The 19,817-nt window shown below is 43.4% G+C and carries 22 protein-coding genes and 2 pseudogenes; 11 read left to right on the top strand and 13 right to left on the bottom strand.

The window, feature by feature from the left end:
* Nucleotides 1–53: 53 nt before the first annotated feature.
* The gene (locus tag LW728_RS11885) at nucleotides 54–1,115 is read left to right on the top strand and encodes a CIA30 family protein (RefSeq protein WP_287766763.1); all 1,062 of its coding nucleotides are present in this window, start codon (nucleotides 54–56) and stop codon (nucleotides 1,113–1,115) included.
* A gap of 86 nt (nucleotides 1,116–1,201) precedes the next feature.
* Nucleotides 1,202–1,822 carry a CPP1-like family protein gene (locus LW728_RS11890; RefSeq protein ID WP_002801791.1) on the top strand — a complete coding sequence of 207 codons (621 nt, stop codon included), beginning with the start codon at nucleotides 1,202–1,204 and terminating at the stop codon, nucleotides 1,820–1,822.
* On the opposite strand, the gene LW728_RS11895 is transcribed toward LW728_RS11890, so the two are convergent.
* A complete protein-coding gene (locus LW728_RS11895) occupies nucleotides 1,819–2,514 on the bottom strand; it encodes an HAD family hydrolase (RefSeq protein ID WP_287766764.1) in 696 nt (231 codons plus the stop codon). The two genes, LW728_RS11890 and LW728_RS11895, sit on opposite strands and share 4 nt — an antisense overlap.
* A 316-nt stretch (nucleotides 2,515–2,830) precedes the next feature.
* On the opposite strand from LW728_RS11895, the gene sds reads away from it, so the two are divergent.
* Nucleotides 2,831–3,802 carry a solanesyl diphosphate synthase gene (gene sds, locus LW728_RS11900; protein WP_287666325.1) on the top strand — a complete coding sequence of 324 codons (972 nt, stop codon included), beginning with the start codon at nucleotides 2,831–2,833 and terminating at the stop codon, nucleotides 3,800–3,802.
* On the opposite strand, the gene LW728_RS11905 is transcribed toward sds, so the two are convergent.
* Complete coding sequence (locus tag LW728_RS11905) at nucleotides 3,799–4,344, bottom strand: hypothetical protein (RefSeq protein ID WP_287666327.1); 546 nt, start codon at nucleotides 4,342–4,344, stop codon at nucleotides 3,799–3,801. The genes sds and LW728_RS11905 overlap by 4 nt on opposite strands.
* A gap of 338 nt (nucleotides 4,345–4,682) precedes the next feature.
* The gene (locus LW728_RS11910) at nucleotides 4,683–5,021 is read right to left on the bottom strand and encodes a 2Fe-2S iron-sulfur cluster-binding protein (RefSeq protein WP_287666330.1); all 339 of its coding nucleotides are present in this window, start codon (nucleotides 5,019–5,021) and stop codon (nucleotides 4,683–4,685) included.
* Between the two features lie 62 nt (nucleotides 5,022–5,083).
* Here LW728_RS11910 and cimA point away from each other — a divergent pair, with 62 nt between their 5' ends.
* Nucleotides 5,084–6,724 (top strand): citramalate synthase, encoded by a 1,641-nt coding sequence (cimA, locus tag LW728_RS11915; protein WP_287666333.1) that lies wholly within the window; start codon nucleotides 5,084–5,086, stop codon nucleotides 6,722–6,724.
* A gap of 131 nt (nucleotides 6,725–6,855) precedes the next feature.
* Here the strand turns inward: cimA and LW728_RS11920 are convergent, their stop codons facing one another.
* The 7 genes from LW728_RS11920 to rimM form a co-directional block, all read right to left on the bottom strand.
* Complete coding sequence (locus LW728_RS11920) at nucleotides 6,856–7,380, bottom strand: hypothetical protein (protein ID WP_287766765.1); 525 nt, start codon at nucleotides 7,378–7,380, stop codon at nucleotides 6,856–6,858.
* Between the two features lie 58 nt (nucleotides 7,381–7,438).
* On the bottom strand, nucleotides 7,439–7,906 hold the full coding sequence (locus tag LW728_RS11925; RefSeq protein WP_002801782.1) for a type II toxin-antitoxin system VapC family toxin: 468 nt from the start codon (nucleotides 7,904–7,906) through the stop codon (nucleotides 7,439–7,441).
* Nucleotides 7,903–8,145: a hypothetical protein gene (locus LW728_RS11930; protein WP_002775464.1), complete on the bottom strand. Its 243-nt coding sequence runs from the start codon at nucleotides 8,143–8,145 to the stop codon at nucleotides 7,903–7,905. The genes LW728_RS11925 and LW728_RS11930 overlap by 4 nt, the downstream gene beginning before the upstream one ends.
* 289 nt (nucleotides 8,146–8,434) lie before the next feature.
* Nucleotides 8,435–8,899 carry a hypothetical protein gene (locus LW728_RS11935; protein WP_287766766.1) on the bottom strand — a complete coding sequence of 155 codons (465 nt, stop codon included), beginning with the start codon at nucleotides 8,897–8,899 and terminating at the stop codon, nucleotides 8,435–8,437.
* A gap of 64 nt (nucleotides 8,900–8,963) precedes the next feature.
* Complete coding sequence (locus LW728_RS11940) at nucleotides 8,964–9,743, bottom strand: ABC transporter permease (protein ID WP_002801780.1); 780 nt, start codon at nucleotides 9,741–9,743, stop codon at nucleotides 8,964–8,966.
* Nucleotides 9,703–9,825 carry a hypothetical protein gene (locus LW728_RS23215; protein ID WP_157404752.1) on the bottom strand — a complete coding sequence of 41 codons (123 nt, stop codon included), beginning with the start codon at nucleotides 9,823–9,825 and terminating at the stop codon, nucleotides 9,703–9,705. Before LW728_RS23215 ends, LW728_RS11940 begins: the two co-directional genes overlap by 41 nt.
* A 179-nt stretch (nucleotides 9,826–10,004) precedes the next feature.
* Nucleotides 10,005–10,583 carry a ribosome maturation factor RimM gene (gene rimM / locus LW728_RS11945; protein WP_002801779.1) on the bottom strand — a complete coding sequence of 193 codons (579 nt, stop codon included), beginning with the start codon at nucleotides 10,581–10,583 and terminating at the stop codon, nucleotides 10,005–10,007.
* Between the two features lie 150 nt (nucleotides 10,584–10,733).
* Here rimM and LW728_RS11950 point away from each other — a divergent pair, with 150 nt between their 5' ends.
* Nucleotides 10,734–11,531 (top strand): Tab2/Atab2 family RNA-binding protein, encoded by a 798-nt coding sequence (locus LW728_RS11950; RefSeq protein ID WP_287766767.1) that lies wholly within the window; start codon nucleotides 10,734–10,736, stop codon nucleotides 11,529–11,531.
* Here the strand turns inward: LW728_RS11950 and LW728_RS11955 are convergent.
* Both LW728_RS11955 and LW728_RS11960 read right to left on the bottom strand, forming a co-directional pair.
* Entirely contained in the window at nucleotides 11,514–12,308 is a 795-nt protein-coding gene (locus LW728_RS11955; RefSeq protein ID WP_287766768.1) for a CPBP family intramembrane glutamic endopeptidase, read from the bottom strand. The genes LW728_RS11950 and LW728_RS11955 overlap by 18 nt on opposite strands.
* A gap of 368 nt (nucleotides 12,309–12,676) precedes the next feature.
* A complete protein-coding gene (locus tag LW728_RS11960) occupies nucleotides 12,677–13,063 on the bottom strand; it encodes an AbrB family transcriptional regulator (protein ID WP_002765913.1) in 387 nt (128 codons plus the stop codon).
* A 532-nt stretch (nucleotides 13,064–13,595) separates the two neighbouring features.
* Here LW728_RS11960 and LW728_RS11965 point away from each other — a divergent pair.
* The 3 genes from LW728_RS11965 to LW728_RS11975 all read left to right on the top strand — a co-directional run bounded on the left by LW728_RS11965 (nucleotide 13,596) and on the right by LW728_RS11975 (nucleotide 16,839).
* Nucleotides 13,596–14,579, top strand: a complete 984-nt coding sequence (locus LW728_RS11965; protein WP_287766769.1) for a succinate dehydrogenase/fumarate reductase iron-sulfur subunit — start codon at nucleotides 13,596–13,598, stop codon at nucleotides 14,577–14,579.
* A gap of 62 nt (nucleotides 14,580–14,641) precedes the next feature.
* Nucleotides 14,642–15,643 (top strand): CsgG/HfaB family protein, encoded by a 1,002-nt coding sequence (locus LW728_RS11970; RefSeq protein WP_002801774.1) that lies wholly within the window; start codon nucleotides 14,642–14,644, stop codon nucleotides 15,641–15,643.
* A gap of 233 nt (nucleotides 15,644–15,876) precedes the next feature.
* A complete protein-coding gene (locus LW728_RS11975; RefSeq protein WP_287766770.1) occupies nucleotides 15,877–16,839 on the top strand; it encodes a protochlorophyllide reductase in 963 nt (320 codons plus the stop codon).
* 363 nt (nucleotides 16,840–17,202) lie between these two features.
* Here LW728_RS11975 and LW728_RS11980 read toward each other — a convergent pair whose 3' ends face one another.
* Complete coding sequence (locus LW728_RS11980) at nucleotides 17,203–18,474, bottom strand: esterase-like activity of phytase family protein (RefSeq protein ID WP_353845704.1); 1,272 nt, start codon at nucleotides 18,472–18,474, stop codon at nucleotides 17,203–17,205.
* 185 nt (nucleotides 18,475–18,659) lie between these two features.
* Between LW728_RS11980 and LW728_RS11985 the strand changes: the two are divergent.
* The 3 genes and pseudogenes from LW728_RS11985 to LW728_RS11995 all read left to right on the top strand — a co-directional run.
* Nucleotides 18,660–18,778: pseudogene (locus LW728_RS11985) on the top strand (IS200/IS605 family transposase); the annotation flags it as partial.
* Between the two features lie 298 nt (nucleotides 18,779–19,076).
* Nucleotides 19,077–19,277: a hypothetical protein gene (locus tag LW728_RS11990; RefSeq protein ID WP_287766772.1), complete on the top strand. Its 201-nt coding sequence runs from the start codon at nucleotides 19,077–19,079 to the stop codon at nucleotides 19,275–19,277.
* Nucleotides 19,278–19,347: 70 nt separating this feature from the next.
* Nucleotides 19,348–19,692, top strand: a pseudogene (locus LW728_RS11995) (PIN domain-containing protein); the annotation flags it as partial.
* Nucleotides 19,693–19,817 lie beyond the last annotated feature (125 nt).

Raw genomic sequence — 19,817 nt, forward strand, 5'->3', positions numbered from 1 at the left:
AGCCAAATTAACTCGATAAAATAAAAATTAATGGCAGTAAGGAGATAAAAGTTATGGCTGAGTCAAAAAGCTGGGATTTTCAGAGATTTTGGCAAACTCTCGACTATTTTGATAGTATTCCCCTCTGGAGTTGTCTGCAAAAGCTGCTCGGTTTCGGGGAAGATAAAAAAATTCAGCTAACAAATGAGCAAGCAATGAAGACTATTTTAGTCATTGGTGGTGAAAATGCGATCGGTAGAAAGGTAATCGCTCAACTACAGCAGCAAAACTATCAAATTCGCGCTTTAGTCGATAATATCGAGTCTGCACGTCAATTATTTGCTGAAAATGTCGATTTATTCGCTCTGCAAACCCCGCAATTATTCACGGGGATTGATGAGATTATCTACTGTCAAGGGGAGAATAACCGCCATAGTTTAGCCAATTTACTCGATTTACTGAAAAATGCTGGTATAAGCGCCGAAAAAACCCTCTTTAACTTTAGCAATCCCAGCAGTGATATAAAAGAAATCTGGGGTGCGGTGGATGATGTGGTAATGGGAGGAGTGAGTGAGAGTCAGATAACCCTAACCGGAGGACGCGCTCTCTTTTCTGGTATCGTTAGAACCGAAAATAACGGTGGTTTTGCCTCAGTTCGTACCAGAAACCTGAATCCTCCCCTAAATTTATCTAACTACGAGGGAATAGAATTACAGGTACAAGGGGACGGAAAACGCTATAAATTAATTCTGCGCTGTGAAGGACGTTGGGACGGCATCGGTTACTGTTATTCTTTTGATACACTTGATCGCACCCTGCAAAAGATTTCTATTCCCTTTCGCGATTTAATCCCAGTGCTGCGGGCCAAAACGATGAGAGATGTAGTACCCTTTGATAGCAGTAGCGTCTATGCTTTGCAGTTAATGCAGAGTAAATTCGAGTACGATGGGGCCTTAAATCCCTGTTTCTCTCCGGGGTTATTTGCTTTAGAAATTGTCACAATTAAAGCCTACGGTGGCAAAAACCGCTTAATTATCGTTAAAGAAGGAGAAATCGCCGAAAAAAGCCTCTTAGATGCTAGTGGTTATCCCTACGAAGCGATCGATTCTGCCCAGATTTTCGCTAAACTTAATTAATTTAAATAAGCTTGGATCTCAAGTTAAACTACAGAACATAGGGTTAAGATCATGACTATCGGGAGCATAATTAAGGAGGTATGTTCATGAGTGAACAGAATCCCTACGAACAACTTGGGGTTACTGAAGAATCCTCTTTTGAAGAAATTCAAGAGGCCAAACAAAGACTGGTGCAACAGTATCAGAATGATAGCAAAATTGTCGAATTGATCGAGGCGGCCTACGATTCCGTCCTCATGGATCGACTGCGGATGCGACAGGAGGGTAGAATTAAAGTTCCCGATCGCATTCGTTTTCCCGAACGTCTGACGATTCCGGTGGAAAGTAAACCAGTTACTAGCAGCAAATCTCCTAACTGGTGGCAAAGCTCAATCGATACACCTTCTGCACAGGATATCGGCGTACCAGCAGTGATTTACGCTTGTTTAGGAGCAATAACGCTGTTAGTTCCCGATCCTAGTGGCTCCCTCTTACCGCTGCTCTTAGCTTTTGGCGTTTTCGTTAATATCTATTTTTTCAACCGCAAAGAAAAACGTTTTGGCCGCGCCTTGCTATTCACTCTCGCTGGTTTAGTGCTAGGAGTCGCTCTGGGAGCGGGATTAGCCAGTTTAGCGGCCAAGGCTGATTTGAATATTTTCGGCGATCGCCAAATTTATGCGCTCGTCACTTTTCTGATCTTTTGGGTGATTAGTAGTTTTTTCCGTTAACCAATCGCTCGTAGGGATCCTAAGATCACGTCCACTGCTTCCCCAAGGTTATTGACGATATAATCAGGCTCGTAGCTCTCTAAACGGGAACGGCTGCGAATCCCCGATAATACGCCAATAACCTTAATATTTTGGCTCTTAGCGGCGGCAATATCCGCTTCCGTATCCCCCACCATCCAAGTATCGGCAGCCGCCGGCAGTTCCTTTGCGGCCTTAGCCATAAGCAGGGTTTTGTCGCGCACGTCGTTGGTTTTGGTGTAATTGTTATTTAGACAATAACGACGATTAGCGGCGAAAAAACGACCGATATCGTGGCGATTAAAGGCATGATCTAGCTCGGACACCCGCCGCATCGTCATCACGACTAAATCGATCTTTAACTCTTGGATTTTCTGGAGAGTTTCCAAAGAACCAACCACCGGGCGATCGTGGACAAGATAGGGTAAAGTATGAACAGTTTGACGACGAAGATGGGCAAATTTCCGGGACTGATCTTCATCTAATCCTGACATTTCCCCGATACGCTTCTCAGAAACCTGATCCCGTTTTAACTGCCAGAATTCCGCTTTCGATAATTCCCCGATAATTTGACCTTTATAGGCGGTTTTCTGTAAACAGTCTTGATAAACTTGGTAATATCGCTCCGATACGTCCATTATCGGGCCGTCAAAGTCGCTAATTAGTCTCAACATCGTTCTAATACTTCTCGCTTTATTAATTTTTATATACAAGTTACCCTAGAGTCTTGACAATGACAAGGGTTTTGTCGGGAAAAAGATTAGGGACCAGGGAAGTGGGGTGTGGGGTGTGGGGTGTGGGAAGTGGGGTGTGGGGTGTAGGGTGTGGGGGGAGACGGGGAAATTTCAACTAATACCCCAAAACCCCAACCTCTAACCCCTCACTGATTACTGATTACTGATGCTTCCCCTTCCCTAGTCTGGACGGTTAGCTTAAAATAAATGTAAGGATATGTAAACTTTCGTAACTATCTCGCCAATTGGCTAACCAATGATCCCAACAACTTCTTTATTCGCACCCGTTGACGATGATCTCCGTCTTTTGACCGATAACTTAAAAAATCTCGTCGGCGCTCGTCATCCCATTTTAGCGGCGGCAGCAGAACATTTGTTCGAGGCCGGTGGTAAACGCGTTCGACCGGCGATCGTGTTGCTGGTATCTCGCGCTACCATGTTAGACCGGGATATCACTCCCCGTCATCGTCGATTAGCGGAAATCACGGAGATGATTCACACTGCCAGTCTCGTCCATGATGATGTGGTAGATGAGGCAGAATTGCGGCGCAGTGTTCCCACCGTTAACAGTTTATTTGACAATCGCGTGGCGGTTTTAGCGGGAGATTTTCTTTTCGCTCAATCCTCTTGGTATCTAGCTAATTTAGATAATTTAGAAGTGGTAAAATTGCTCTCGGAAGTGATTCGCGATTTTGCTGAAGGGGAAATTCAACAGGGAATTAATCGCTTTGATACCAGTATCTCCTTAGAAGCTTATCTAGAAAAAAGTTACTACAAAACTGCTTCTTTAATTGCCAATAGTGCCAAAGCAGCCGGGGTATTAAGCGATCAATCGGCCGAAGTTAATCATCATTTATATAATTATGGCCGCAATTTAGGATTAGCTTTTCAGATCGTCGATGATATTCTCGATTTTACCTCTCCCACGGAAGTATTAGGAAAACCCTCTGGCTCCGATTTGATCAGTGGTAATATCACTGCTCCCGCTCTCTTTGCCATGGAGGAAAATCCCTATATAGAAGTGTTAATCGAACGGGAGTTTAGTCAGGAAGGAGACATCGAAAAAGCTCTTGATTTTATTCACTCTAGCCAAGGTATTCCTCGCTCAAAAGAATTAGCCAGTCAGTATGGACAAAGTGCATTAAAACACCTTGACTGTTTAGCTTCTTCTCCCTCAAAAGAGGTGCTAATCGAGCTAGTGGATTACGTTTTGAGCCGAATTTATTAGGGAATAATAGTTCTCGCCGTAGCAATAGTCCAAGCATCGACTAATAATAAAAATAGGGTGAGAGCAAAAAGAATTCCATACATCCAAGGTTGAGAAAGGGGGCGAATATCGGTCATATCCAGGTTAGTTTTTTCCTCGATTATTTTGACCATGCGATTAAATCCCACTACTCGCATCGGCAATAAATAGGCTTTTTCTGCGGAGCGATCAAGGAAATAATAAACTAAACCACCCTGTCCCGTACTGCGACATTTAAGTTCTTTTATATCTGTCCAATTTAACCACCAACCAGAGCGAAGAAAAGCGGGAAACCATTGGGGATAGGTAACTTGTATCCCTGTCTCTGATAAAATCACCCTTTCACTTAAAGCTCCGTATAAAGCGATTAATCCTAAGCTAATTCCTATCCAAAGAAAATTGGGATTAACGGGGGAATTAGTGACTTTTGCTAAAAAGGGTAAAGGGATGGTTAACGCCACATATAAACTTAATAAAGTTACCCGAATTATTGGTGATATCCGAAAAGTTGTTGTCTCGTTCATTTGATAACCTTTATCTTGTTAGTATGGAGAAGTGGGAAGTGGGGGAGTGAGAATTATAAATTATGAATTATGAATTATGAATTTGGGTTCTTCGGTTTGTGTTATGCAATGTACGGGGGTTATAAGGGACGGAACCCTTATAGAGAAAAACGTTTGGCGATTTTTGTCAATTGTTTTTGATCTAGAGCAAACTAATCAATTAAATCTCTTGCCAGATAAGGATTTAGTTTATTTATGCCACCCTATCGAACCATAACAAGTAACGAAGAGCCTGAATTTGGAGGTGGGGAGATGGGAGAATAAATAAAAATAGTCTCCTGTCTCCTAACGACCGATAGCTAAAATAACTGCTCATTGATCACTGCGTCTCCCTGTCCCCAAAAACCATCGTATTTAGTCACTTTAATATCACCAAAAACTTTGACTTGACAAGCAAGACGACGGTTATTATCGGGGTTATGGGGAGGTAAAGAAAGACGCGCTTTTTCCTGCCAATTGATAGCAGAAACTTCGCCCACAATTGCCACCGCACAGGTTCCACAGCTGCCGATGCCGCGACAATTGATTAACTTGGAACCGCCGTTATACAAAGAAATGTCATGTTTTAATAATATACGACGGAGATTTTCACCTCGATCGCAGGTGATTGTTTGACCATAAACTGTTATTCTAGGCATTAGGGGCGTGATTTTAAGTGGCTACAGTTATTAATTAATATTAACACTTATTGACTATTTCTATGAACAATGGTAAGCGCATTTGGGTCTATGACACTACTCTCCGGGATGGGGCCCAGCGAGAAGGTATTTCCCTCTCCCTAGAAGATAAAATTAAAATCGCCAGGGAATTAGATCGGATGGGTATTCCTTTTATCGAAGGCGGTTGGCCGGGCGCAAACCCTAGAGACGGTCAATTCTTCTGGAAACTGCACGAAGAACCCCTAAAACAAGCAGAATTAGTCGCTTTTTGTTCCACTCGTCGCCCCCATGTCGAGGCCCGGGAAGATCCGATGTTAACCGCCATTCTCGCCGCTAGAACCCGTTGGGTGACAATTTTCGGCAAATCTTGGGATCTGCACGTCACAGAGGGCTTAAAAACCAGTCTGGAGGAGAATTTAGCCATGATAGGAGATACGATCGAGTATCTACGCTGTCAGGGAAAACGAGTCATTTATGATGCCGAACATTGGTTTGATGGTTACAAAAATAACCCCGAATACGCCCTTTTAACCCTCAAAACCGCCAGGGATGCCGGGGCCGAATGGTTAGTTTTCTGTGATACCAACGGCGGCACTTTACCCCAAGAAATCGCCCCGATTGTGGAGAAAGTGCGGGAGAAATTGGATATCGATCCTGATAACGAAAATGGGACTAAATTAGGCATCCATGCCCATAATGACGCAGGAACCGCCGTAGCTAACTCCTTAGCGGCAGTTAACGAGGGCGCACGCATGATTCAAGGCACAATTAACGGTTATGGGGAACGCTGCGGCAATGCCAATTTATGTACTTTAATTCCCAATCTTCAGTTAAAAATGGGCTTTTCCTGCCTAGAAGAAAATCAATTAGGCCGATTGACGGGAACTAGCCGAAAAATCAGCGAAATGGTCAATTTAGCCCCGGATGATCATGCTCCCTTCGTCGGACGTTCTGCTTTTGCCCATAAAGGCGGAATTCACGTTTCTGCGGTGGCGAAAAATCCCCTCACCTACGAACATATTAACCCGGAAGCGATCGGGAATCAGCGCCGCATCGTCATTTCTGACCAATCGGGATTAAGTAATGTGTTAGCGAAAGCGCGCAGTTTTGGCATCGATTTAAATAAAGATGATCCCACCTGTCGGCAAATTTTGGAACGTTTAAAAATCTTGGAAAGTCAGGGTTATCAATTTGAAGCAGCCGAAGCTAGTTTTGAGTTATTAATGCGGGAAGCTTTGGCACAGAGAAGCCACCTTTTTGAATTAAAAGGATTCCAAGTTTATTGTGATATGCTCCGGGATAGTGATAATGCGATCGCTACAATTAAAGTACGAGTAAAAGAGGAAGATTTATTAGAAGTGGCCGAGGGTAACGGGCCTGTGGCTGCTTTAGATCGAGCTTTAAGAAAGGCTTTAGTCAAATTCTATCCCGAAATTGCTAACTTTCACCTGACCGATTATAAAGTGAGAATCCTCGATAGTGGTTCGGGGACGGCAGCGAAAACTAGGGTTTTAATCGAGTCAAGTAACGGCCAACAAAGATGGACAACCGTGGGAGTGTCTAGTAATATTTTGGAAGCTTCCTATCAGGCAGTGGTAGAAGGAATTGAATATGGTTTATATCTGCTGCAAAACAATAAACTAGAATTATCGGGTCAATTTTGTCCTTTGGGAATAATTTAGAGAACAGTAATCAGTAATCAGTAATCAGTAATCAGTAATCAGTAATCAGTAATCAGTAATCAGATTTTTTATCCCCACACCCCACACCCCACACCCCACTTCCTGCTCCCCTTTCTAGGATTAAATAACCCCTAGGATAATAATCGGGTAACAAAAGAATTTTGCCAACGACGAGCCAAGGCCCGCAGATACATATTAACGGGAAACTGATAATATTCGATAATTAACCAGAGTAAACAAATAGCATGGCAAATAAAGGTTAAAATCGACCAAAATAGAGGCACCCATGACAAAGGACTCCCCTCGACTGGAGGGAAAAGATAGGCCCCCGTAGCCACAATTGCTGTGGGAAAAATCACAAATCCTAAACCGATAATTAAGTAAAAACCTGCCATCTCCATGCCTTCTCTCGGTAAACCCTGCCAATACTTACCATTCCAATACCAAGTTAAGGGTAATTGACTATCGGCCATTTTTAAAACCTGTTGTTCTAAATTAGCAGTAAAAATGTGTTGACAAAAGTTACAAGCATAGGCTTCCATGAGTGGTAAAGTGGCGATTTTACCATGGCGACAGACGGGACAAGAATAGTTATCGTGATAGTTTAATCGGGTTGGCTCGGTCATGGTAATGTGAGTGAGAGTAAAAAAGGCCATTGCAGATAATTAACTTTTCCCTATTGATAACGATTGAGTTATGCGGCGCTCGCCAACACTATGGCTCATTAGTATCAAACGGGTTCAAATCTTGTGGATGAGTTATGGTAATACTTGATATACCCGCAAAATCACTGGGATTAAAGGTCAACAGATGTGTAATTTCATTGGCAAGCATAGCCGCAACGAGACGAACATCATGAGTGCGTTTACCCATCACTCTGTTAGTTGTGACTAAGTTCAGCCAATTTGTAAAAATCTGCCGAGATTCTGCCAAGACTGGAAAACGAGCGAGAAGTTGATCTATCATGCTTCTGGTTTGTTCTACAGACCAACCCAAACCATTGACTTCAGTTGGTCTGGTGGCAACAACCCAAAACTCAATTATTACTTGTGTCGCAAGGAAACATTCATCTGATTGCATGAGCAGACGAGAAACTGCATTGGTTGCCAGCTTATGCTGTAGGTCGGAACAATTGCACAATCGCATAACAATATTAGTGTCAAGTAAATATCTCGTCATCATTCGTAAATACTATCGCGACTAAAGGCTTCATCTCCTAGACTCGGACTATCTTTGGGAAGTTGTAACACCCATTCACGCAATTCCCTAGCTCTCTGGGATGGTGTTGCTCTTTGCCAAAGCGGAACAGACGATGGGACTTGTCCAGACTGAAACTCAAGGTCGGCTATGAAATCAGCAATCTTTTTCAGTTGATCATCGTTTAGTTTATCTAATTCTTTCTTAAGATCTTCTCGCAGCATAGGTCGGTTTTGAGAAAATAGACACTCTCTATGGTAACCGATATGCTCCTAGCCGTTTGGCTCAGGTGCTTGTTTATACGATCGGCTCTAAATAATCTCCCTGATTAGGCTAGACTCAAGTTGCCAGCTTAAAAAGTCTCTGGTGGTAATACTAAATCTCGTTATTACAGACTGATTATCTATTTCTCCTTTTGCCTATTGCAAGAGTGCCTATTGCCTCTCCTGATATGTAGCCTATACTCAACAGATTTAGTATGACATCTAATTCGCCTTGATTAAGGATAACTAATTAAGCAAGATTGGCAGGAATTGTCCCCAGTTTTTGCAGTTGTTTTTCAATATTGGCCTTTAATTGGATCCGGGAGATTTCTTTTCCTGTTTGAGCGGTGTGTGCATTTTCCAGAAAAATAATACTATCTACTTTTTCTACGGCAAATAATTGGAATAAAAGATGGGTTACGGGAATCAGGAGCGTTGATAGGGGTGAATTAGCAGTATTTTGAGCAGATAGGGACATTTTTTCCGTAGCAAAGGCATAGATCACCCTTTTTTCCTGTTGCGGCTGCTGCCGATGGGCTAAAGTGGTTAGTAACCAATCACCCTGGCTATTCTGAATCACATAGTATTGTAAATGTTTTAACTGTCTGGCCACGGCCGCGAGGACAGGATTAACCGCTTCTTCCATGACCACGGTGGCCAGTCCGTAATTGACCGCTTCTCGACTTAAAATATGCAGTTGGGCCTTTAATTTCATGGCTAATAATGTCTATAAACTAATCGATGGCGATGACATTCATTTCTTGACTCGGCAACCCCAGTTAAAATTGTCGTCTTGAAAAGATGAGGATGGAGATACCCAATAATAGACCAGTATAAACGAGACTGTAGAGGGCATTACCCATTAAGACATCAGCACTGGGCAGCAAACCATAAACGGCCTCGTTTCTAAAATTCAATCTCTCCAAATCTGGGAGAATTAGATAAATATTTTTAGTGATAGCGAGGATATTGGCATTTTTGCTGATTATACCCAATTGGATCAGATCTTTGCTGATGTGACCCATTAGATAGAACCCAAAAGTCATTAACGTGGCTATAATCGAACTGGTAAATACCCCAAAAGTGATCGCCACGGCCGCGATGAGAATTAATTCCAAACCGAGATAGAAAACCGAGACAATCAGGGGTAAAGCTTGAAAAGATACTTTCATCCCCAGCAACATCAGCAGGTAAATCACCAACATTACCCCCAACATCACCGCTAAAACCCCGGACAAACCCAAGTGTTTACCGAGGATAAATTCGGCCCGACTCAGGGGTTTAGGAATCAAAACTAAAATAGTTCTCTTGTCAATTTCCTTATTAATTAGCCCTGTACCCACAAAAACCGCGACAATTACCCCTAATAACCCGATAGCGGCTAATCCCAAGTCAAGAAAGATTTTCTCATCGGTTCCCACCGCAATTTCCGGTAATAAACGCCAAGCGAAGGCCATCAACAAGGCAAAAAACCCGATAAAGTAAAGAATGCGATCGCGGATAACCTCGCGAAAACTGTTAGCTGCGATCGCCCAGATTCTCAGGATGCTGATACCCATAGCCTTTCATCAAAATAATATCTGTCTTTCCCTTTGAGATTACCCATTTCCGGCGCAAAAGTGGACTTTCTCTAAAAATCAAAAATTGTCCCGGTTGGTTAGCAGTCCCTAGGGATAACTAGGTGTTGTTAAGTTAGCTAAAACAGCAGATAACCCTTACCGTTCCAGTGTTACCTTATCTTTGCAGGCAGCTTACCCGTTGGTTTTGTTGCAGTTGTCCTGAAACTTCCTCACCGTCCCAATCCGCCATCAAGAATAAGCCTAGGACAAATTGATCTCTAATAACCCCGGTGGTGGCGTAATCTCGATGCGTGCCGCTTTCAGATCCACCAGTGGCACAATTTCTTTGACGAAGGGAACCAGGGCCCGGGCCTCTGAGTCGGAGGATGAACTTTTTTTCTTGAGGGGGGCGAGATTTGCTTCCAGTTGCACTGCTAAAATGTCATTACCCGCCCAGAAAATATCTACTACAACCCCGATTTTTTCTCCTGTCAGGTGATGATAAACCTCTAAGTTTACTAGCTCACTAACATGATATTCATCCGCTTTTAGGCGAGGTTTTTCTAGTTTATTCGCCCATAATTTATATCCGCGCAAAGCTTCGGCTTGTTCCCGATTTTCAACCCCCTCTAACTTGATAACATAAACATTTTTTCCCGGTAGCTCACGTCCCCTGAGCAGAGTAATTTCTTGGATTTCTCCCCCCTGGGCCCCTTGTATTCCCCTAATACCTCGCTTCTGAAAACGTTCGGGAAAATCTGATACCGATAAAACTCGCAATTCTCCCTCCAGTCCCTGGGGTGCTACTATTGTCCCAATTTCTAGCCAATTTTCTTCCATTGTCTCGACATTTTTTGCTATAGCTTTCCCTAGTATATAGCCTTTTTTGTCTCGCTCCTAGATTTTAAAAGTCTTGGTAAGGTAAAATTTTTAGTTGACCTCTACTCCTGACCATTTTTTGACTTTTTACTGGTGACTTTTTACTGAATTATGACTATTTGGCAAGCGGATTTTTATAAATCTTCATCTTCTCCTCCTCCTGAGACAGTCTGGCAATTGTTAATTTTCGATCCTCTCGGTCATCTTATTTATGAAAATTCCTGTCCCCAATCCCAAGCTAATAGCGACTGGTTAACCCAACAGTTACAGCAAGCTTGTCAAGTCTCCTCCCCAGAAATTATCCAAGTTTTTCGCCCCCAATGCGCCAATTTATTTCTCCTCGCTGGTCAAAATTTACAGATCAAAGTCGAGTTAACCCGTCACGTTAATGCCCTGAAAAAACAGCTAGAATTGCGGCAAATCCCCATAAATATCGACTCTCCTCCACCACAACCCCTACCCGACCAATTTTTAGGTCAAGAGTGGCGTTTTGCTCGTTTTCCCGCCGTTGATTTAGTTAATTTTTTTGGCGATCGCCGAATACCGATTCTTTCCCTACCAGAGGCCTTTTACCCTTTAAAACTAGGTTTAGCCTCCACTCTAATGATCCCCGGTGTGGTTATTACCGGTGGTAAAAAATCTCTGGCCATCGCTCGTTGGTTGGAGGAAATTAACCCAGTATTTATCGATCATATTCCCACAGAAAGGGGGCGATCGGGCGGTTTAGTCTTGGAATCGGGCCTAAATGAACGTTGGATTTTCCTAACCTACGAGGATGAAGAAGTGGCCCTGGCAGCCAATGTTTATCAGGCAACCAAACAGGAAAGCCAAGGTTTGCACTTTCTCCTCATACAACCGGATGATTCTGGTCGCACTTTTACCGGCTTTTGGCTACTGAAGCAGGTTTAACCCCCAAGCTGTCCCCAAGAGGCAAAGAATGCCGGCTAAACCCGCTAAAGGTTGGTTATAGATACCTTTAACCCAAGCTAACCCAGAATCGCTGTAAGACATCAATTCGGCACTGTCTAGCAACGCTAATCCCCACACCCAACCGCTATGAAGTCCCCAAGCTAATCCTAAACTACCATGATCGATCGCCCGCGCCCAGACCAGAACCATGCCCATCAGAAATAAACCGGGTAGTTGCGGCAGCGTTTGCTGACGTTCCCAAAGCAGATGCAGCAGGGCAAAAATTAGGCTAGAAATGGCTCCCGCCACCCAAAAACCGTATTCTTGGCTTAATTGGCTCAAAAAGATGCCCCTAAAGATTAATTCCTCGGTAATACCCACCCAGAGGGCCACTATCAACAGGGGTAAACTCAAGGAAAAAGCACGAGTTAGATTTTTGGGCTGCCAATGTACCCAGGCCAAAATCCCCTCTAGGAAAAAAATTATCCCTAATCCCACCACTGCCAGGATTAATCCTTTAGTTAGGGAGATAAATAGGGAAAATGACCAAATTAATCCGTAATTATCGAGGCTGCTCCCCTCTATCTTCAATAATCCCCAGATAACTAAGGGAGCCAAGACGTAAAGAGAGGCCACCATGGGCAATTTTTGGTCAGGTTTTGTCCCTTGCAGCGGTTGCCATCCCAAACGACTCCCTAAACCAATGGCAATGGGCAGCCAGAGAATTAACCAGGCTAACAGGAAAATAATAATTTTTATTAAGGCGGTAATCTCCATTGTCAATTAGGGGTGTGGGGTGTGGGGTGTGGGGTGTAGGGTGTGGGGTGTGGGAAGAATAAACAAAAATAATCTCCTGAATACTAACTCGGAGTCTCCTGTCTCCTAACACCCATAAAACCAACCCCCTAGGCATAGGACAACTGTGGAACTTTGCTCTGGTAAAGCCTAGCTCCAACAAAAATCCATCCCTAGGGGGTTGCGAAAAAGAAGAAAAAGTGCTTAAGGAAAACCCCTCAAGTTGATAAAAGAGGCGGTCAGGGGTTAGAATTAGGGGTAAGAATCTATATTGTCTTTTTGGTCGGTCTTGTCAAAACTAGCCCTTTTGACTGCCGATTTTTTTTCCTTATCCCTACTCCGTAACCTATTTAAGCTTCTACCGATTCTTCTGATTCCGTTTGTTTGAGGTGGATGTGCTTGTAGCCAAGTTTGATTTCAAACTCATCGCCGGGCTGCAAGTTCATTTGTTCGGTATAGGTGGAACCGATGACGATTTGACCATTTTTGTGGACACTAACCCGGAAAGTGGGTTCGCGGCCACGGCCATCTTTAGTGCCTTCGGGATCGAGAGGAACCCCTTTTGCACCCAAAACAGCATCGTAAAAGTCGGTTAAATTGACCCGAACTTGGCCATCTTTACTTTGAGAGTAGTAACCACAACGTTTTGCCGTTTCGCGACGGGGTAAGTGGGATAACTCTTTGACTTTTTGTAGTAGAGCTTTCCCGGTTAGGGGAGTAGGAGAGATGTCACTCATGGTACTTTTTAATGTTCCTTGATTTTTGACTGACTGTCAATTAAGTTTACACTGACAAATTGATCATACCAAAAATCTTGCCAAAAATGTCTAGAGGGGAATAATAAATTTTTTAAAACTGATGGTTCGGTGATGACAATCGTGCTAAGAAGACCCCGGACTAGGTAGTAAGTGTAAACCTTGTGGGGGAGAGGAAATTTTTGGTCAATACTCTGGCAATTTTTGGTCGGGTGCGAGGAAAACAGGGGGGAGAAAGTAAGTCCATAAAACTGTTTAAGCTATACCTAGCAAGGAATAGAGAAAATATACTTGTGGTTGTAGTTGGCAAAAAACTAATGACCCAGAGCAGTAAATCCGGGGTGATTAAACTGTTTTCGATCGACTTGCCCATCTATCATTAGGCCTAGATACCCACCCCTTGGCTCAACCGACCGGGGAAAATCTTAAGGATTAATTACCATTACTAGCTCCCCTTTGGCCCGTTAACATCGATTATCCTGAGTATTAGGAGTCCCTCATCCCCGTGCCGAGTATGGAAGTTTCTTTTAAAATTCTGCGTCAACGACCCAACGACAGCCCCTACCTAGAAAATTTTACCCTAGAGGTGGAGGCGGGAAATACAATTCTCGACTGCCTTAATCGCATCAAATGGGAACTTGATGGAACTTTGGCCTTTCGTAAAAATTGCCGCAATACAATTTGTGGCAGCTGTGCGATGAAAATTAACGGTCGTTCGGCCTTGGCTTGTCAAAAAAATATCGCCAGTGAATTAAACCATTGTAGCCAAAAAGATGCAGGAGAAATTCCCGAAATCACGATCGCACCCCTGGGTAATTTACCCATTATCCGGGATTTAATCGTCAATATGCAACCGTTTTGGGACGATTTAGAAAAGGTTGAACCTTATATTAGTAGTCAAGCACGCACCATTCCCGAACGAGAATTTCTGCAAACTCCAGAAGAAAGAGCCAATCTCAATCAGATGGGTAACTGCATTATGTGCGGGGCCTGTTATTCGGAATGTAATGCCAAGCAAGTCAATCCCGATTTTGTCGGTCCCCACGCTTTGGCAAAAGCGCAGCGCACCCTAGCAGATTCCCGCGATGGTAATCAGGAAAGTCGCCTAGAACTTTATAACCAAGGCACCGCAGGGGTTTGGGGTTGTACCCGTTGCTATTTCTGTAATGCGGTTTGTCCTATGGAAGTGGCTCCTATGGATCAGATCGGTAAAATTAAACAGGAAATACTCGCTCGCAAGTCGGCCGATAGTAGTCGTCCCATTCGTCACCGCAAAGTTTTAGTGGAATTAGTCAAAGCGGGGGGATGGGTGGATGAACGCCAATTCGGCCTCTATGTGCTGGGCAATTATTGGCGCGATTTACAGGGTTTATTAAGTATTGCCCCCTTGGGATTGCGGATGATTGCTAAGGGTAAATTTCCCACTTCCTTTGAAGCTTCCGAGGGAACCGAGGAAGTGAGAGGTTTAATTACTGCCATTCAAAATTCTCGCTCTTGATAGTTAGAGTAATTCTGAGATAATTATGATCTATATTCTATTTGACTGGAGAACCCCTTATCATGTTCGATCGAGATAGTATCCGTGGTTTTTCTGCCCTGATTACCCTTGTGGGAGTCGCTTCTAGTTTGGGTTTTAGCTTCAACGCACCGGCTTTCTCCCAAGCTACCTCTAACAATTTACCGCTACTCTTAGCCCAAAAAAGCGAAAAGGTGCGCGTAGCGGTTTTAGACTTCGATTATAGCGGTCTCAGTAATCCCCAGTGGTTAACATTTCTCAATGGTGGAGCCAGTGGTGTTAGTGATATTCTCGTCAATAGATTGGTAGAAAGTGGTCGCTATACAGTCATTGAGCGCAGTCGCATTGATGCTGTCCTCAGAGAACAAAATTTTGGGGCTTCGGGACGGGTAGATGCCGCTACCGCCGCTCAAATCGGGCAAATTTTGGGGGTAGATGTGGTGATTATCGGTTCGATTACCCAATTCGATTTACAAAAAAAACAATCCGGTGGCTCGTTTATTATTTTTAGCACCGCTAAGACAGAAACCGATGCTTTTGTCAAGTTAAATGTCCGGGCAATTAATACCACCACGGCCGAAATTATTACCACCGCTCAGGGAGATGGTACTGCCAATCAATCCGATGGTTCAACCGTGGTTTTAGGGGTTGGGGGTGGTTCCCAAACCTCCAACGAAGGGAAATTACTCAGTATTGCCACCGATAAGGCAGTGGCGCAGGTGGTGGATAATCTCAATGATAAAGCCGACCAAATCGCCGCTACACCTCGCTCGCTCCCGACTGTCACCGCTTTAGTGGCTGCCGTGGCGGGAAATCAGGTAATTCTCAATAAAGGCACGGGAGAGGGTTATCGTGTCGGTTTACGCATTTCCATCGAACGGACGACTCAAACGGTCAAGGATCCGCAAACGGGTAAGGTTATCCGTCAGATTACTCAACCGATTGGCACTCTCGAAATTGTCGAAGCTGATGGTCAATCTAGCGTCGGTCGCATTATTACCGGTAATGGTTTTAAAATCGGTGATTTAGCTAAACCGATTCGTTAACCTGGAATTATGAATTATGAATTATGAATTGGGGAGGTGGGGAAGTGGGAAGATCGGTAAACTTAAAACTCAAGTCTGATCACTGATAACTGATAACTGATAAGTGAACACTCACGAAAATTTGAAGTTATGTAAAGCGAACCCTGGGGTCAGGTAAGACAACCGATAAAATTTATGATCGGAATCCCTTGCATATTCCCTAGACCAGAGCGATTAACAAAAACTATCAAAAAATGGTACAAGATCAAAAACCCACGGTGATCATTACTGGGACAACTTCTGGAGTCGGTCTCTACGCCGCTAAATCCCTTGCTCAAAGAGGTTGGTTTGTGGTTATGGCCTGTCGGGATATCCCGAAAATGGAACAGGCGGCCAAGGAATTAAACATTCCCCGGGATAACTACTGTATTGAATTTATCGACCTCGGTTCCCTTGATAGCGTCCGGCGCTTCGTTAAAAATTTCCGGGCCTTGGGCAGATCTCTAACCGCTTTAGTCTGTAATGCCGCTATCTATCTGCCTTTGCTCAAAGAACCCTTAAGAAGTCCCGACGGTTATGAATTGAGCATGGCCACCAATCATTTAGGTCATTTCCTGCTCTCGAATTTGCTCTTGGAAGATCTAAAAAATTCCCCTTCTCCCGACCGCCGTTTAGTCATTCTCGGCACTGTCACCCATAATCCCGATGAATTAGGCGGCAAAATTCCTCCTCGTCCCGATTTGGGCGATTTGGAGGGGTTTGCCAAGGGTTTCAAAACCCCGATTACTATGGCCGACGGCAAAAAATTTGAATCGGTCAAAGCCTACAAAGATAGTAAGGTGTGTAATGTTCTCACCATGCGGGAACTGCACAAACGCTATCACCAATCTACCGGAATTACTTTTACTTCCCTCTATCCGGGTTGTGTGGCCGATACACCCCTTTTCCGCAACCATTACCCCTTTTTCCAGCAGTTTTTCCCCTGGTTCCAGAAAAATATCACCGGTGGCTATGTTTCCCAAGAATTAGCCGGGGAAAGAGTCGCTATGGTGGTGGCTGACCCCCAATACCGTCAATCCGGTGCTTACTGGAGTTGGGGCAATCGTCAGAAAAAAGAGGGTAAATCCTTTGTTCAAAGGGTTTCTCCTCAAGCTCGCGACGATGAAAGAGGGGCAAAAATGTGGGAATACAGCGCTAAATTAGTCGGATTAGCCTAATTTCCGATTTTGAGACTGAAAAGGGACACAAGGTAACTTGTGTCCTTGTGGAAACGGGGAGCACTGGGACAGGGAGCAACAGTCCATAACTGGGTTTTTAAAGTTTGATTGGCAGTTAATGATATTATTAAAAACGGATTTGGTATTAGGCTCTCTTGGATTTGGTGGGTAAAATGTATTCTAAGATACATTCCTCCTAGCGAGGGGCTAGACGAACCACAAAGACAGAAAGAACACAAAGATTGATCGATCATATTGTAAGTTAAACTTATCACACAGAACCTAGAAGAGCCATTGTCCAATTGACGAAACGCTCGGCAACCGTAAAGATAGCCTGATCTCTATGCTGTTGCCAGATTTTGTTTAGCTTTCCCGTTTTTTGACTAGAATGACACCGCAACCGATCACCAGCAATCCTGCGAGGGTTGAGGGTTCGGGTACAGTTTCCACGCTAAAGGCGAGAAATTGAGTAAATTGGAGCTGGGTAAAGTTATTGTCGCTGACGAGAATTATTGATCGCTTGCCGTTCGGTAAATCGGGGCCGAAGGTAATCCCCTCCACGTTATCGATGGGGATATTTAACGAGGTCAGATCGAATAATAGGGTTTTCTGGGCGGCCACGATACCCGAAACCCCATTAATACTGGGAAAGGCACTAATATCGGTGGCCCCCTCCAGGGAAACCTCGTAGATTTTCACAGTATAGCCCGTATTCCCCGGTGTTCCCGTCGTTATAGAGAAAGAACGTTCTAGGGAGAGAAAGCGTTGGCCACTATTATCAAGTGCCAGTAAATCGACGAGTCCGTTGACATCGACTTGGCTTGGAATAATCGGGGGAAGGGCGATTGGATCGGTATTGTAGAGGAATTGAGCGATCGGCTGTCCATTAGCGAGATTGTACTGCAATATCCGCGAGGGAGAACCGTTCGTTGGCGTCGCGGCCGGCCCATCCTGCACAAGCGCGTTCTCGGAGGCCGTGAACAGGAATCGCTGATCTGGGGTGGTGGTCAGACTTTCTAGAGCCAGATTATTGCGAACCCCGCTTGTGGTGGGAATCGGGTTCGGCGCGGGGATAAACTGGTTTGGAATCGGTAAAGTATCGTTCTGTTGACCGTTGGCCAGCGCGAATCGATTGACAAAGGGATCGAGAATCTGATTGTTAGAGACCTCCCCTTCGGAGGAAATATACAGATTAGAACCCACGAGCGCGATCCCTTCTGGATCGAGACTCAGCGCGGGGAAAGTTTGCCCGTTAGTCTGTAAAAGTGGGGTAACACCGGTAAAGGTAACGCCGCTATTCGTCCCATTAACATTAAATAGCATCGGATTGATCGTTGCGGTGTAGAAACGCGCCGGGCCGTTCTGAGAGCGATCGTCCGAGATGATGTAAAAGTTATTAGCCGCCGGATCGTAGGTAATGCCCGATAATCCCCCGACCGGAACGGAGACACCGTTCACGGTTCCCGCTGGGCCTGAGGGAATAAACCCCGTGGGAACAATCGATTGACCGAGAAATTGTAAATTTAAAGGCGAAGCTTGAACCGACGAGGTAGCGAGGAAACCGACCGTTATGGTTCCAGCGATCCCGATGAAAAAACGAGAGGGGGATTTCATGATTTCTATCCAAAAAAACATTAGAACTCTTGCAAATTAATTATATGTTACAATCGTGTGTTAACTAATTTTTTTGGGAAAATTAGTTGTTTAGTACATTTGCGCTAAATGAAAGCCTGAAGTTTAACTTTTAACCCAAAAATATTTAGATATGCTTTAATCTCTTCGGGTCTAATTCCCCGCCGCTCGCAGGGTATAATAGAAAAATGAGTGAATACATCCATAAGAGCCATAATGTAAGTGTTTTGCTATATATCGTAAAGCCGTTTTCGACAAACAGGTAGATAGCTTGTTGAAAGAAGTCTGTCTGAAGATGGAAAAACGATAGGAGATCAAGTTTGTAGAAATTGGGCTGTTCTCGACTTTGTGTGATAATTTTTGCTCATGAAATCGTGAAATGTTTACTGGGAAAAACTTTGAGGACTATTTTGTTAAATAAACTATCAGTATACTGAGAGGGGGACAAGCACGGGGTTTATGTCTCTTTGTTATAATTCAAAGGCTAGGCTATAATAACTCTTCATAAACACCGATAATTTTAGTCAAAGACCTAAAAAAGGAAGATCATTATTGTGAGAGCGTGTAATTAGTATAATTAAAGTAAAAATCATTCCAATGTAGCCATGATTAAAAATATTAATGTAACTGAACTTAAACCTGAACAAATTCAGCAGATACAGGTACTTATGGCCGCATTTAAAGCTCAAAATCAACTCAATAAAAGTGAAACTGAAATTGATATGATTGAATACCTGTTGTCAAATCCTATAGAGGTTGATAATTTAGAATTTATGAAACGAGAAGAAATTTATGACAGAACTTAAAAGTCATATTTGTTTTGTTGAGTCTAATATTTAGCTTTATGCTTTTTCCACTGATAAAAAAGAAGAAAGTAAAAGAATATTGGCAAAACAATTAATTAAAGAAAAGTCCATCATTATCAGTACCCAAATAATTAATGAGGTTTCTTGTAATTTACTTAAAAAGCATAAGCTTGATGAAAAACAACTGTTTAAATTAATTGTTTCCTTTTATAGCAAATATCAAGTTATCTCATTTAATCTTGATATTTTTGAATCTGCATCTAATCTGATAATTCAATACCATCTATCATTTTGGGATAGTTTAGTGATTGCTTGCGCTTTATTTTATGATGCAAATATTTTGTATTCAGAAGATATGCAAGATGGTTTAATTATTAATAAAAAATTCACTATTATTAATCCCTTTAAGCAATAAAATTATTTTACTGGTTAATGATGCTATTTTCAGCATTTCTAAAACCAGTCCTAACGGTACAGTTGTCGGCACAATTAACGCCACTGATGCCGATAACAACCCCTTAACCTACAATATCACCGCAG

Source organism: Microcystis sp. 49638_E5 (genome assembly GCF_021300285.1).
GTDB lineage: Bacteria > Cyanobacteriota > Cyanobacteriia > Cyanobacteriales > Microcystaceae > Microcystis > Microcystis aeruginosa_C.